The sequence below is a fragment of the Actinoplanes sp. NPDC049802 genome, assembly GCF_040656595.1.
Lineage (GTDB): Bacteria > Actinomycetota > Actinomycetes > Mycobacteriales > Micromonosporaceae > Actinoplanes.
On record NZ_JBFAMR010000071.1, the window covers coordinates 1 to 14,477 of the forward strand.

Annotated in this window: 9 protein-coding genes; 6 read left to right on the plus strand and 3 right to left on the minus strand. The window is 72.1% G+C overall.

Going from position 1 to position 14,477, the window contains the following annotated elements:
- Positions 1 to 520: 520 nt before the first annotated feature.
- Both AB0I88_RS32990 and AB0I88_RS32995 read right to left on the minus strand, forming a co-directional pair.
- Positions 521 to 3,172, minus strand: a complete 2,652-nt coding sequence (locus AB0I88_RS32990; protein ID WP_361033713.1) for a molybdopterin-dependent oxidoreductase — start codon at positions 3,170 to 3,172, stop codon at positions 521 to 523.
- Positions 3,173 to 3,221: 49 nt separating this feature from the next.
- Positions 3,222 to 4,010, minus strand: a complete 789-nt coding sequence (locus tag AB0I88_RS32995; protein ID WP_361033716.1) for an FAD binding domain-containing protein — start codon at positions 4,008 to 4,010, stop codon at positions 3,222 to 3,224.
- Between the two features lie 136 nt (positions 4,011 to 4,146).
- Between AB0I88_RS32995 and AB0I88_RS33000 the strand changes: the two genes are divergently transcribed.
- The 4 genes from AB0I88_RS33000 to cydC are packed head-to-tail and all read left to right on the plus strand — an operon-like array spanning position 4,147 to position 9,913.
- Positions 4,147 to 5,529, plus strand: a complete 1,383-nt coding sequence (locus AB0I88_RS33000) for a cytochrome ubiquinol oxidase subunit I (protein WP_361033719.1) — start codon at positions 4,147 to 4,149, stop codon at positions 5,527 to 5,529.
- A 6-nt stretch (positions 5,530 to 5,535) separates the two neighbouring features.
- Positions 5,536 to 6,531 carry a cytochrome d ubiquinol oxidase subunit II gene (gene cydB / locus AB0I88_RS33005; protein ID WP_361033722.1) on the plus strand — a complete coding sequence of 332 codons (996 nt, stop codon included), beginning with the start codon at positions 5,536 to 5,538 and terminating at the stop codon, positions 6,529 to 6,531.
- Positions 6,528 to 8,246, plus strand: a complete 1,719-nt coding sequence (gene cydD / locus AB0I88_RS33010; RefSeq protein ID WP_361033725.1) for a thiol reductant ABC exporter subunit CydD — start codon at positions 6,528 to 6,530, stop codon at positions 8,244 to 8,246. Before cydB ends, cydD begins: the two co-directional genes overlap by 4 nt.
- Positions 8,243 to 9,913, plus strand: a complete 1,671-nt coding sequence (gene cydC, locus AB0I88_RS33015) for a thiol reductant ABC exporter subunit CydC (RefSeq protein WP_361033728.1) — start codon at positions 8,243 to 8,245, stop codon at positions 9,911 to 9,913. The genes cydD and cydC overlap by 4 nt, the downstream gene beginning before the upstream one ends.
- A gap of 191 nt (positions 9,914 to 10,104) precedes the next feature.
- On the opposite strand, the gene AB0I88_RS33020 is transcribed toward cydC, so the two are convergent.
- Entirely contained in the window at positions 10,105 to 11,976 is a 1,872-nt protein-coding gene (locus AB0I88_RS33020; protein WP_361033731.1) for an ATP-binding protein, read from the minus strand.
- A gap of 339 nt (positions 11,977 to 12,315) precedes the next feature.
- Between AB0I88_RS33020 and AB0I88_RS33025 the strand changes: the two genes are divergently transcribed.
- Entirely contained in the window at positions 12,316 to 12,945 is a 630-nt protein-coding gene (locus AB0I88_RS33025) for a DUF6230 family protein (RefSeq protein ID WP_361033734.1), read from the plus strand.
- Between the two features lie 78 nt (positions 12,946 to 13,023).
- Entirely contained in the window at positions 13,024 to 14,454 is a 1,431-nt protein-coding gene (locus tag AB0I88_RS33030) for a DUF6114 domain-containing protein (protein WP_361033737.1), read from the plus strand.
- Positions 14,455 to 14,477 lie beyond the last annotated feature (23 nt).

Sequence of the window (14,477 nt, forward strand, 5' to 3'; positions counted from 1 at the left end):
TCGGAACCACCGCCACGGTCACCGGCTGGCAGCGGACGTAGAGACGAATTCCCGTTCGGGGAGACGGGACACGGATCTCGGCTATCTGTGTTCCGTAGACGTGACACCCGCAACGGGTGTCGTCACACCCAATACGGGTGTCGTGTTCTCCGAGCACACATCGTCCTGCACGCCGGCCCTCCGCCCACCGGACGACAGGACGCCAGGACGCCAGGACGCCAGGACGCCAGGACGTAGCGTCGGGGCGCTGTGTGTGCTCGCCCGGCGGGCAGACGGGGCCGAGCGATTCGGCACGCATGCAGGGGCCTTCGCGGTCGCTTACGAGTGTCACCGCGGTGCTCGGGGCACACCGTCGGTGCGCTGTGCGGCCCCGCCCGGGCGGGCGTGCAGGCGGGCGGACGATTCGGCCGGCAGGTTCGGTGGTGTTGAGGTGCGCTCAGTGCCAGCCGAGCGGTACTGCCCGGCCGCGAGGGCTGCTTCGGGCGGCGCGAAGCGGCTCTCACGGCCGGCTGGAGGCGGCTCAAAGTTGCAGGGCCTGCCAGATGCGGTCGGCGGTGTAGGGGAGGTCGGTCATGCGGACGCCGATGGCGTCGCGCAGGGCGTTGCCCAAGGCCGGGGAGACCGGGTTGTACGGGGACTCGCTCATCGATTTCGCCCCCAGCGGCCCGATCGCGTCGACCGTGTCGGCGAAGTGGACCTCGGTCGGCGGGATGTCGGCGAACGTGGGCAGGTGGTACTGGCGGAAGGTGGTCGTGGTGACCTCGCCGGACGGGGCGATGTCGACGTGTTCGGCGAGGGTGGCGCCGAGCGCCTGGGCGACACCGCCCTCGATCTGGCCGCGCAACTGGAGGGGGTTCATCACCGTTCCGGCGTCGGCGCTGTGGACGCTGCGGAGGATGCGCAGTTCGCCGGTGGCGGGGTCGACGGCCACCCGGAAGAACTGGGCGTTGAAGGCCACCGATCGCGGGGTGCCGTCGAAGTGGCCGCTCGCGGAGACGGCGCCGGCGCGGGCGGCGAGCGCCGGCAGGTCGAGGTCGCGCAGCGCGTGGGTCTCCGACGGGGTGTGCCCGGTCAGGGCCAGGATCTGGGCGCGCAGCGAGCGGCAGGCCCGGAGCACGGCCTGGCCGGCCACGACGATGCCGGTGGAGGCGAAGGCGCCGGTGTCGTGGCGGACCACGTCGGTGTCGGACTGCCGGATGACGATGCGGTCGGGGGTGGTGTGCAGTTCGTCGGCGGCGATCTGCGCGTGGACCGTGGTGCTGCCGTTGCCGAACTCGGCGGTGCCGACCGACAGCTCGTAGCGGCCGTCGGGGAGCAGGGTGGCGGTGGCGTCGGCGAAGTGGCCGCCGGGCGGGCCGGCCGCGATCATCGCGATGGCCATGCCCTGGCCGACCAGCCAGCCGGGTGGCGCCTCGTCGGTGGTGGCGGCGGCCTCGCGCATCCTCGCGAGGCACTGGTCCAGGCCGTAGCTGGCGATACCCAGGTCGGGGACGTGGCCACCGGGGGCGGTCAGGTCGTCGCCGGGGCGGACCACGTTGAGTTCGCGGAACGTCACCGGGTCCATGTCGATCAGGCGGGCGAGTTCGTCGAGGGCCTGTTCGACGGCGAAGGTGACCTGGCCGAGCCCGTAGCCGCGGAACGCCCCGGCGGGGACCGTGTTGGTGTAGACGGTGTAGGCATCCGTACGGATATTTCCGCATTTGTAGACTGCTACGGTTTCGTGGCAGCCATGATGCATGACCGAGGAGCCGTGGTTGCCGTAGGCGCCGGTGTCCACGAGGACGTTCAGCTGGAGGGCCGTGATCGTCCCGTCCCGCCGGGCCCCCACCTTGACCGTGATGGTGAACGGATGCCGGGTGGTAGCCGCCGTGAACTGCTCGGACCGGGTGAACTCCCATTTGACCGGCCGCCCGGTGCGCAGCACGGCCAGTGCGACGAGATCCTCGACCAGCATCTCCTGCTTGCCGCCGAAGCCGCCGCCCACCCGCCCGGCGACCACCCGCACCTTGTCGGGGTCGATGGCGAAAAGCCGGGAGAGGGCGCGCCGGGTGAGGAACGGGGTCTGCGTGCTGGACCGGATCACCAGGCGGTCGTCGTCGTCCAGCCAGCCGACCGCGCCGTGTGTCTCCAGGCTGGCGTGCTGCACGCGCGGGGTCCGGAACGTCGCCTCGTGGACGGCGTCGGCCGCGGCGAAGCCGGCGTCCACGTCGCCGATGCCGGCGTGCAGCTCCCCGACCACGTTGGCGTCGGCCCGGACGATTCCCTGCGCGATCCCCTTGTCGCCGTGGACCAGCGGCGCGCCGGGCCGCATGGCCGCGACCGGGTCGGTCACCGCGGGCAGCACCTCGTACTCGACGTGCAGCCGGCGCACCCCCTCCTCGGCGGCCGCCTCGGAGGTGGCGACCACGGCGGCCACCCGCTGCCCGATGAATCGGACCACGTCGTCGAGGACGCGGGTGTCGTACGGGTCCTCGGCCTCACGCTCGTGCTGGCCGGTGGAGAACAGCCGGTCCGGGGCGTCCTTGTGGGTGAGGACGGCCTCCACTCCGGGTACGGCGAGCGCCGCGGAGGTGTCGACGGACCGGATCCGGGCGTGGGCGTGCGGCGAGCGCAGCGCCTTGAGGTGCAGCATCCCGGGCACGTCGAGGTCGAAGGTGTAGCGGGCGGTTCCGGTGACGACCTGTGGTCCGGCGGGCGCGCCGAGGTTCGATCCGACGGCCGCGCCGGCCTGCGGGGTCACGGCGGCGGGGCGTCCCTCGATGGCGTCGGTGATGGCGCGGTAGCCCGTACACCGGCAGAGGTTGCCTTTGAGGGCTCGTGGCAGGTCCTCGCGCTGTTCGGCGGAGAGCGCCGCCGTCGTCATGATCATGCCGGCGGTGCAGAAGCCGCACTGAAAGCCCTGGGCGTCGAGGAAGCACTGCTGAACCGGGTGGAGCCCGTCGTCGCCGGCCAGGCCCTCGATGGTGGTGACGCTGCGGCCCGCCGCGCGGAACGCCGGGTAGACGCAGGAGTGCACCGGTTCGCCGTCGACGTGGACCGTGCAGGCTCCGCAGTCGCCGGCGTCGCAGCCCTTCTTGACGCCGAAGCAGCCTTCCTCCCGCAGGTAGGTGCGCAGGCACTGGCCGGGGCGGGGGGCCCGCTCGTGCGGCGTTCCGTTGATCTCGATGCTCATGCGTCACCTCCGCTTCGGCATGAGTTCGAACCGGGGCTCGATGATCCGCTCATGCCGTCAGCTCCGTCCGGATCTGGGCCGCGTAGTGCCGTGTCAGGTGCCGGCGCCAGACCGGGCGGCCGTGCACGTCGTCGACGTACTGCCCGGCCGGGATGGTGTCGAGCGCGGCGTCCAGCTCGGCGGGTGAGGGCGGCTGCGGGAAGCGGAGGACGTACGGGCGCCGGGTCGCGGCGGTCACGGTCAGCGACATCTCTCCGTTGGGTTGCGCCCGGCCGATCAGGAGCACCGCCGATCGTCCGTGACGGTGCAGAGACCCTCGGCGGTACGCGGTCCGCGTACCCAATGCGGTCTTGGAGAGGTGGATCGCCCGCAGGAACTCGCCGTCGCGCAGCACGGTCGTCCCCTCGCCGGTGACGAAGCCGGCGGCCGGAACCCGGCGTTCACGGCCGTCCGGGCCGATCAGGACGCACACGCCGTCGAGCGCCGCGGTCAGCGAGATCATCGGCCCGGCCGGGAGGGCGGCGCAGAGGTTGCCGCCGACCGTGGCCACGTTCCAGATCTTGAAGGAGGCCAGGAAGGCGTGGCAGCACTGCCGGACGACGGTGTGCTCGCTCAACCGTTCGGCGAGTTGGGCGATGGTGCACGTGGCGGCGATCTCGACGCTGTCGTCGCGGACGGTGACCGGTGGCCAGCCGGCGGCGGTCAGGTCGAGCAGCCGGGTGACGTGCGGGCGCGGCTCGCCGAACAGGGCGGTCCCCCCGCCCATCCAGGCGTCGCCGGGCCGCCACTGGCCGGGTCCGGCTGGGCTGATCACTTCGGTGACGGTGTTCAGGTCCACAGAAGCACGCTAACCGCGGGGTGTTTCGGATCTTGGCCGTCACCTGGGGGCCGATGTTACGTTCCGGTCACCTGGCAGCTTGCTGCGGGACCTTGGACCCTGCTCAAGGGGGGTTCAAAGGTCCAGGGTCAAGGGCGTGGACGCACTTGATCTCTCTCGGTGGCAGTTCGGCATCACCACCGTCTACCACTTCATCTTCGTCCCGATCACGATCGGGCTGTCGGCGCTGGTCGCCGGCATGCAGACGGCCTGGGTACGCACGGGTAAGGAGAAGTACCTCAGGGCCACCAAGTTCTGGGGCAAACTTTTCTTGATCAACTTCGCGATCGGCGTGGTCACCGGGATCGTGCAGGAGTTCCAGTTCGGCATGAACTGGTCGGCCTACTCGCGGTTCGTCGGCGACATCTTCGGGGCGCCGCTGGCCATCGAGGGTCTGCTCGCCTTCTTCCTGGAGTCCACGTTCCTCGGGCTGTGGATCTTCGGCTGGGACCGGCTGCCGAAGAAGGTGCACCTCGCCACGATCTGGATCGCGTCGATCGGCACGATGCTGTCGGCCTACTTCATCCTGGCCGCGAACTCGTGGATGCAGCATCCGGTCGGCTTCACCATGGGTGACGGGCGGGCCGAACTGACCAGCATCTGGGCGGTGCTCACCAACTCCACGACGCTCGTCACCTTCCCGCACACCATCACCGCCTGCTTCCTGACCGCCGGGGCGCTGCTGCTCGCGGTGAGCGCCTGGCATCTGCGGCGCGGCAACCAGGAGGACGTGTTCCGGCCGTCGCTGCGGCTGGGCGCCTGGGTGGTGCTGATCGCCGGGCTGGGCGTGCTGATCACCGGTGACCTCCAGGCGCGGGTGATGACCGAGCAGCAGCCGATGAAGATGGCCGCCGCCGAAGCCCTCTACGAGAACACCGAGTCGGCGTCGTTCTCGCTGTTCACGATCGGCACTCCGGACGGCTCGGAGGAACTCTGGTCGGTGCGGGTGCCGTCGCTGCTGTCCTTCATGGCGACCGGCGACCTGAACGGCGAGGTCGAGGGCATCAACGACCTGCAGACGGCGTACCAGGAGAAGTACGGCGCCGGGGACTACGTGCCCAACGTGCCGGTCACGTACTGGTCGTTCCGCCTGATGATCGGCTTCGGGTCGCTGGCCATGCTGATCGCGGCGGCCGCGCTGTGGTACACCCGCGGCGGCCGGTCCCCGCGGTCGCGCTGGCTGTGGATCGCGGCGGTGAGCACCGTGACGATGCCGCTGCTGGCCAACTCGTTCGGCTGGATCTTCACCGAGATGGGCCGCCAGCCGTGGACCGTCTTCGGGATCTTCAAGACCGCCGAGTCCGGCTCGCCGGCCGTGTCCACGGGTGAGGCCGCGACCGGGCTGATCGTACTGACCGTCCTCTACGGGATCCTCGCGGTCATCGAGATCGGCCTCTTCCTGAAATACGCCGCTCTCGGTGCGCCGGACATCCCGCCCGTCAGCGACGAGACCGACAAGCCGCTCGCTTTCGCCTACTGAGGGATCATGGAACTCACCACCGTCTGGTTCATTCTGATCGGCGTCCTCTGGGCCGGGTACTTCCTGCTGGAGGGCTTCGACTTCGGCGTCGGCATCCTGCTGCCGGTGCTCGGCCGCGACGACCGGTCCCGGCGCCTCGCCATCAACACCATCGGGCCGGTCTGGGACGCCAACGAGGTGTGGGTGCTCGTCGCCGGCGGCGCCACGTTCGCCGCGTTCCCCGAGTGGTACGCCACCCTGTTCTCCGGCTTCTTCCTGCCCCTGCTGCTCATCCTGGTCGCGCTGATCGTGCGCGGGCTCGCCTTCGAATACCGCGGAAAACGTGACTCCGCCCAGTGGAAGCGCGGCTGGGACCTGGCGATCTTCTGGGGCAGCGCGGTGCCGGCGGTCCTCTGGGGCGTCGCCTTCGCCAACATCCTGCGCGGGGTGCCGATCGACGCGCAGCACGAGTACACGGGCGGCTTCTTCAACCTGCTCAACCCGTACGCGCTGCTCGGCGGCCTGACCACGTTCCTGCTGTTCACCCTGCACGGGGCGGTGTTCCTGGCGCTCAAGACGGACGGGCCGATGCGTACCGAGGCCGGCCGGCTGGCCGCCCGGCTCGCCGTGGTGACCGTGCCGGTGGCCGCCGGGTTCCTGCTGTGGACCGGGGTCACCCACACCGACGCGATCGGCATCGCCATCTCCGTGCTGGCGGCGGTCGCGCTGCTCGGGGCGGTCTGGTTCACCCGGGCACGGCGGGAGGGGCTCGCCTTCACGGCCACCGGAGCGACCATCCTGCTGGCCGTGGCGGCGCTGTTCGTCACGCTGTTCCCGAACGTCATGCCGTCCACCACCGACGCCGCATTCAGCCTCACCGTCACGAACGCGTCGTCCACGCCGTACACCCTGAAGGTGATGACCTGGGTGGCGGTGTTCTTCACCCCGATCGTGCTCATCTACCAGGGGTGGACCTACTGGGTGTTCCGCAAGCGGCTCAAGCTGAGCGACATCCCGGCGTGAAGCCGCTCGACCCACGGCTTCTCAGGTACGCCCGGGCCACCCGGGCGTACCTGGCCGCCACCGTCCTGCTCGGGGCCGTGCACGCCGTCCTGCTGGTCGCCCAGGCGGTGCTGCTGGCCGAGACGATCGCCGCGGTCTTCCTCGACGGCGCCGCGGTCACCACGGTCGCGGCGCTGGTCGCGATCTTCGCCGCCCGCGCCGCCGTCGCGTGGCTGCAGGAGGTGGCGGCGGCCCGGTCGGCGGCCGCCGTCAAGAGCCAGCTGCGGCGGCGGCTGCTCGCCCACCTCGCCGCCCTCGGGCCGGGCCGTTCCCGCCCCGCCGGGGAGGTGGCGGCGCTCGCCGGGAACGGGCTCGACGCGCTCGACGCCTACTTCGCCCGCTACCTGCCACAGCTCGTGCTCGCCGTGCTGGTGCCCGGGATCCTGCTGCTGCGGCTGCTGCCGGCCGACCTGGTCGCGACGGTCACCATCGTGGTCACGTTGCCGCTGATCCCGCTGTTCATGGCGCTCGTCGGCATGCACACCGAGGCTCAGAACCGCCGCCAGTTCCGGCTGCTGGCCCGGCTGTCCCACCACTTCCTCGACGTGGTCGCCGGACTGCCCACCCTCAAGCTTCTGGGCCGTGCCCGCGCGCAGGCCGCCATCATCCGGCGGATCAGCGACGAACAACGGCGGCACACCATGCGTACGCTGCGGACCGCTTTTCTGTCGTCGCTGGTCCTGGAACTGCTGGCCACCCTGTCGGTGGCGCTCGTCGCGGTCGGCATCGGCCTGCGGCTGGTCTCCGGCGACCTGGACCTGGCCACCGCCCTGCTCGTGCTGATCCTGGCCCCGGAGGCGTACCGGCCGCTGCGCGAGGTCGGCGCCAACTACCACGCCAGCGCGGAGGGCCTGGCCGCCGCCGAGGAGGTCTTCGCCGTCCTGGAGACACCGCTGCCGCCCGCCGGCACGCTGCCCCCGCCCGACGGCGACATCGTCTTCTCCGGCGTCGAGGTGCGCTATCCCGGCCGCGCCGAACCCGCGCTGCGCCTGGACGCCACCGTCCGGCCCGGCGAGGTCGTGGCGCTCACCGGCCCGTCCGGGTGCGGCAAGTCCACCGCCCTGGCAGTGCTGCTCGGCTTCGCCACCCCGGCTTCCGGTCAGGTCACCGTGGGCGGGGTGCCCCTGGCCGACGTGGATCCGGCGGCCTGGCGGCGCCGCATCGCCTGGGTTCCGCAGCGCCCGCACCTCACCGCCGCCTCGGTGTACGAGAACATCGCCCTGGCCTCGGCGGCCACCGTGCCCGCCGGCCCGGCGCCGCACTGCCCCACACGCCAGGCGCTCGACTCGGCCGGCGGGCCGCTGCCGGGCTGGGCCGAGGTGATCGCGGCGGCGCAGCGGGCCGGGGTGGACGAGTTCGCCCGGGAGCTGCCGGAGGGGTACGGCACGATGCTCGGCGACGCCGGAACCGGACTGTCCGCCGGGCAACGGCAGCGGATCGCGCTGGCCCGGGCCTTCCTGCGGGACGCGCCGATCGTGCTGCTCGACGAACCGACCGCCAACCTCGACGCCGCGAACGCCGCCGCGGTGATGACGGCTATCCGGCGGCTCGCCGAGGGACGGACCGTGATCATGGCGGCGCACCGGCCGGAGCTGATCGCTCTCGCCGACCGGGAGATCTCCCTCTCCCCCGGTGCCGCCGTCATGACCAGCGCGACGGAAGGCGGCACGGCATGACGGTGGCGGTCGAACGGGGCGGGCTCAGCGCGTACCGGCTGGTGCGGCCGGCGGCGGGGCGACTGGGCCTCGCGGTGCTCGCCGGCGCCGGAGCCGCCGGTGCGGCCGTGACGTTGACGGCGGTGTCGGCGTTCCTGATCTCGCGGGCCGCGCTGCATCCGCCGGTGCTGCATCTGATGGTGGCGATCGTCGCCGTCCGCGCGTGCGGGCTGAGCCGCGGCGTGCTGCGCTACCTGGAGCGGCTGATCGGCCACGACGCGGCGTTCCGGGTTCTCGGTGATGTCCGGGTGCGGCTGTTCACACGGCTGGAACGCCTGTCGCCGGCCGGGCTGGCCGGGTTCCGGCGGGCGGATCTGGCGCGGCGGCTCGCGGCGGACGTGGACGCCGTCCTCGACCTGGTCACCCGGGTGCTGCTGCCGTACGCGGTGGCCGCGGTCGTCGGTCTCGCGTCGGTGCTGGTGGTCGGCGCGCTGGTGCCCGCGGCCGGGATCACGCTCGCGGTGGGGTTGCTGGTGGTCGCGGTGGGCGTGCCGGTGCTGCAGCGGGCGGCGGCGCGACGGGCCGACGGGCGGCTGGCGCCACTGCACGGCGAACTCGCCACCGGCGTGGTCGACCTGTTGCACGGGCTTCCCGACCTGACGGCGTACGGGGTGACCGACGACCGTCTGGCGCGCCTCGGCGAGGTGGACGACCGGCTCACCCGGGCATCGCGCCGCTCGGCCGCGACGGCGGGGCTCGGCGCGGCGGTGACCGTCCTGAGCACCGGCGCGTGCGTGCTCGCCGGCCTGGTCGCCGGGGCGGCCGCGGTCCGTTCCGGGGGCCTGAGCGGTGAACTGCTGGCTCTCGTGGTGCTGACACCGCTGGCGGTGTTCGAGATCGCCGGGCCGCTGCCGCTGGCGGCCCAGCACTACGCGACGGCCCGCGCGTCGCTGCGCCGCCTCGCCGAGGTGTGGGAGGCCCCGGACCCGCTGACCGGAGCGTACGAACCGGACGCGTCCGCGCCCGTCGCCGACCTGCCGGGGATCGTCGCCGGACGGGTGCCGGAGATGCGGCTGGAGGGTGTCACGGCCGGATGGCTGCCGGAACGGACCGCGGTGCGCGGGGTCGATCTGGTGCTGCCGCCCGGGGCGCGGGTCGCGCTGACCGGGCCGAGCGGGGCGGGCAAGAGCACGGTGGCCGCGCTGCTGGTGCGGTTCCTCGATCCGTGGGCCGGGCGGGTGACGCTCGACGGTGCCGATCTGCGCGGGATCCCGGCGGACGAGGTGCGCCGGGTGGTCGGCTATCTGCCGGAGGACGCCTACCTGTTCGACACCACGATCGGCGCGAACCTGCGGATCGGGCGGCCCGGGGCGGACGAGGCCGAGTTGCGCGAGGCGCTGCGGCAGGCACGGCTGCTGGACTGGGTGGAGACGCTTCCGGACGGCCTGGAGACCCTGGTCGGCGAGCACGGGCTCTCCCTGTCCGGCGGCCAGCGGCGGCGGCTCGCGCTGGCCCGGCTGCTGCTCACCGACGCCCGGGTGCTGATCTTCGACGAGCCCACCGAACACCTCGACGACGAGACGGCGGCCGCGCTCACCCGGGATCTGCTGGCCGTGGCCGGCGACCGTACCGTCCTGCTGATCACCCACCGCACCGACCTGGACGGCCTGGACGTGGTCCGGCTGTGACCGGAGGCCGCCGGGCAGGCCGGCCCGGCGGCCTCCGGACGACCCGGACCGGCGGAAAGGCCGCGGTTCGCCACCGGGCGGGCCGGCCCGGCGGTCGCCGGACGGCCCGGACCGGCGGAGAGGCCGCGGGTGCGCCACGGGACGGCCCGTGTTCGCCGGTGCGGGCGGCGCCCGTACCGGAGAAATGGTCGTCAGACGGGGGTGGGCACCGGGGCGGGAATCGCCGGGAGGGTGAGGGTGAAGGTGCTGCCCCGGCCGACGACCGACTGCACGGTGATGGTGCCGCCGTGATCGCGGACGATGTCACGGACGATGGCCAGGCCCAGGCCGGGGCCCTGTACGGCCTGGGCCATGGCGTTGCCGGCGCGGTGGAACGGGGTGAAGAGGCCGGAGACGTCCTCGGCGGGAATGCCGATGCCGGTGTCGGTGACGGTCATCGCGACGGTGTGGTCGTCGGTGGTGAGGCGGCAGGTGACGCTGCCGCCGACGGGGGTGAACTTGATGGCGTTCTCCACCAGTTTGCGCAGGGCGCGCTGGAGTTGGGCGCGGTCGCCGCGCACCCAGGCCTCGCCGGTGTCGAAGGTGACGGCCAGTTCCTTGGCCCGGGCGGCGTTGCGCAGCTCGTGATGGACGGCGGCGGCGACCGCGGCGAGGTCGAGGTTCTCCGCGTCGACGGCGGCGCCGTTCTCCGGGCGGTCGAGCAGGATCAGGTCGCCGATGGTCTCGTGCAGGCGGTGGGCGTTGCGCAGGATGGCCTTCAGCGCCCGGTGCTGGACGCCGGTGAGGCGCTCGCCGTCCACGTCGTCGATGATCTCGGCGTAACCGAGGATGCTGGTCAGCGGGGTGCGCAGCTCGTGGGTGACGGTCTGGACGAAGACGTCCTTGCGCTGGTCGAGCATGCGCAGCTCGGTGATCAGGCGGGACTGGTGGTGGTGCATGGTGTGCTGGCGGACGGCGCGTTCGATCTCCCGTGCCACGCCGGCGAGCAGGCGCTGCTCGGCGTCGGTCCAGGCCGGGTCGCCGGGGCGGCTGACGCGCAGGTGGCCGGGTGCGCATTCGGCGTCGCCGCCGTAGCCGACCGTGATCGGGCCGTCGGATTCGGCGGGTTCGGGGGCGCCGGTGGGCCAGACGGCGCGGACCGGGCCGGGGCCGGGCAGGATGATCTCGCTGTGCACGGAGCCGGCTCCGACGGCCGCGCCGACGAGTTCGGCGATGCGGCGGGTGGTGACGGCCGGGTCGGTCATGTCCTGCATCTCGGCGGCGACGGCCTGGCGCAGGCCGGCGCGGGCGGTACGGGCGTGTTCCTCGGCGAGCAGGCGCTCGGTCTGCGCGGCCAGGTCGTTGAGGGCTTCGACGACGGTACGCAGTTCCGTCGCCCCGACCGGTTCGGCCCGTGCCGAGCGGTCGCCGGCGGCGAGGCGGCGGATGGTCCGGCCGAGCTGTTCGAGGGGGACGAGCAGCTGGCGGCGGCCGGTACGGGCGACCGCGTGACCGGCGGCGAGGATCGCGGCGACCAGGGCCGCGGCGACCAGGCCGAGCGTCCGGCGGGTGGTGTGCCCGGCGGCCACGATGTCGTCGTGTTCGTCGCCGACGGCCTCGCGAACCGCCGCGTTGATCAGGCGTAGTTCGTCGAACATGCGCTTGCCGGCGACGGCGCGGGCCGGGGCGGTGTCCGCCGGGCCGGCCGCGACGATCGGGCGGGCGTAACCGTCGAGCCAGGCGCCGACGGCCGCACGCTGCCGGTCGAGGAGGCGGCGGACGCCGGCGCGGTCGGTGCCGGCGGCGACCGTGTCGAGGGCGGCCAGGGCGGCGGTCCAGCCCTTCTCGTACGGCTCGAGGAACGTCGTGTCGCCGGTGAGCTGGTAGCCGCGGACGCCGGTCTCGGCGTCGGTCATCCGTTGCAGGACCCGGTCGTTGGCGATCTCGGCGCGGGTGATCCGGTCCAGCCGCCGTTCGTGGGCGGCGGACGTGCGGGGGGCGGCGCCGAACTGGACCAGCAGAAGCGCCACGAAGAGCCCGAGGAGAACGGAGAAGCCCAGGTTGAGGCGTCGCTGCACACTCATCGGCGGCGGTCCTCCCGGGCGGTCACCTACCTCCGATCGGCAGGCCGGGGCGACGACCTAAGCGAATCACTTCGTTACTCATTCGTGACAAATCAAGCCTTGCGTACCCCGGGTAACGGGTAACTCCCCGACCTCACTCCAAATACCGGAAATTTCGGGCACGTCAGTGGCGTAGCTCACCCTCAGTCATGTTGATCTAGTGACGTGGGTTACTGACGGGTAAAGAGCGGCCCTTGTCGTCGCGGCCCCCGAGCGGCAACATTTCCGGCACATTGCGACCGCGACATCGATATGCCTCGCTGTGAAGTCGCCGGTCCACCACTCGAGGAGGAGGTCTGCGTGGAGGAGGCGCAAAGCGCTGAGGCGTACGGGCGCACCGACTGGCGCCGGTTCGCCGTGGCGGTCGGTGTGCCGACGGTGGTCGCCGGTGGCCTGGTGCTGGCACTCGCCGAGGGCGCCCTGGCGGCGAACTTCACCGTGTCCGGCAAGCAGTTCAAGCTCACCGCCGACAAGCTGGTCGGCACCGGCTTCACCCAGTACAGCGGCGAGCTGGACACCAAGGACCCGGACTACCCGGGCGGCACGATCCCGGCGGCCATGTCGGGCATCAAGTCGGCCACGCTGACCGGCCTCTGCCAGTCCGTGGCGGTCGGCCCGATCACCCTGCGTATCGAGGCCGGTAACGATGCGAACAACCCGGTGGAGGCCGAGAACCTGCTGATCGGCATGTCCGAACTCGGCGGCAACGCCACCTTCGAGGACATCCAGATCGGCCTGGACGCCTCCACCCTGACCCGGGACGGCGCGGAGAGCCACGGTCCCTCCGGCTCCTTCGGCCAGCAGTCCCGGACCGTCACGATCGAGAACCTGCGGCAGAAGGCGTACTACACCTCCGCCTCCACGTTCGTCCTCAACGGCATGAGCCTCAAGCTGCACGTCGGCGGCTCGCACGAGTGCTACCAGGACTGACCCCGCACCGGGCTCGCGGAGCACGCCTCCGCGAGCCCGTCGCCCGCCCGCCTGACAACCCAGCCTGAAAGGACCGCCGTGGCGACGGAGAGCTTCTGGGACAGATTCCGGCGGTGGCGGCGGGCCCGGCCGTTCTGGGGCGGGCTCGTCATGCTGCTCTCCGGGCTGGAGATGTTCGTCAGCGCCAACCTGGAACTGGACAACATCAAGATCCACATCGGGCCGCAGGGGTACTACTCGTACCTGCTGCCGGTGATCATGCTGGCCTGTGGGGCGCTGGCCTGGTTCACCCCGGCGCAGCGGCTGTTCTACGGGGTCGTCGGGATCATCACGGCGCTGTACTCGTTCATCGGCCTGAACCTCGGCGGCTGGGTCCTCGGCATGATGCTCGGGATCGTGGGCGGCGCCCTCGTGGTGGCGTGGGGCGCACCCCGCAACCAGCCGTCGCCCCGCGACCAGGCATCGCCCCGCGAACCGTCTTCGGCCGGCGAACCGGACGAGCGGGCGACCGCCGAGATCCCGCCGGTGACCGTGGACCCCACGATCGTTCCCGGCATCGACCCGGAGCCCGGGCCCCCGCGGCGGCGGCCGGTGCACCGCAAGGCGCTGATCATCATGGCGCCGCTGCTGGTGGCCTCGACCGTGGCGGTCGCCGGGAACCGGCCCGCCGAGGCGGCCGAATGCCCGGAAGGGCTGCCGTCCCGGAAACCGGGCGCGAGCGCCTCCCCCAGCGCCTCACCCAGCCGTACCAGCCGGAAACCGGCGCCGACCACCCCGGCGAGTCCCAGCGCCGGCACCACGCCCACGCCCACCCCCACGCCGCCCAAGACCGGCGATCATCCGATCCTGGACGGCATCAACGACTTCTGGGAGGGCGTCGGCGACCTGATCGGCATCGGCGGCGAGTCCCCGGACCCGGCGCCCTCCCCCACGGTCAGCGCCACGCCTTCCCCCTCGTCCGCGGCTCCCTCGTCCGCGGCCCCCTCGAAGACGCCGACGGTCGAGCCGAGCCCGTCGAAGCCGGCCGGCGCCGAGGTGGAGGAGATCCCCTGCCTCGGCGCCCGGCAGGTCGGCCTGCTCGCCGAGGACGGCGGCATCCCGCTGGCCGGGGCGAAACCCGGCGTCGTCAGAGCCGCCTCGGTGACCATGTACAACTCCTCCTACGACGGCGTCGCCGAGGTGCCCACCGGCGACGGCCCGGTCCGGTCGCTGAAGTTCACCATGGACAAGGTGGTCAACAAGCCGTTCAGCCTCACCATCGACGAGCCCGGGAACGCCACCACGATCATCGAGAGCGGCGAGCTGATCCTCGACGGGGACGTGGAGTTCTACAGCCCCGAGTTCAAGGGCAAACTGTTCGGGCTGATCCCGGTCACGTTCACGCCGGAGCAGCCGCCGCCGCTGACCCTGCCGGTGCTGTGGTTCACCGACGTGACACTGCATCTGGCGTACGTGAAGTCGAACGTACTGACCGCGGAGCCGATCGACATCAACGAGAGGATCGGCTGACGGTTGGCATAGATTGAGGCGCA

Bases quoted from the DNA above. Each gene is read 5' to 3' on its own strand.
- cydB (WP_361033722.1), top strand. From the start codon at position 5,536: ATGGAACTCACCACCGTCTGGTTCATTCTGATCGGCGTCCTCTGGGCC.
- AB0I88_RS33020 (WP_361033731.1), bottom strand. From the start codon at position 11,976: ATGAGTGTGCAGCGACGCCTCAACCTGGGCTTCTCCGTTCTCCTCGGG.
- cydC (WP_361033728.1), top strand. From the start codon at position 8,243: ATGACGGTGGCGGTCGAACGGGGCGGGCTCAGCGCGTACCGGCTGGTG.
- AB0I88_RS32990 (WP_361033713.1), bottom strand. From the start codon at position 3,172: ATGAGCATCGAGATCAACGGAACGCCGCACGAGCGGGCCCCCCGCCCC.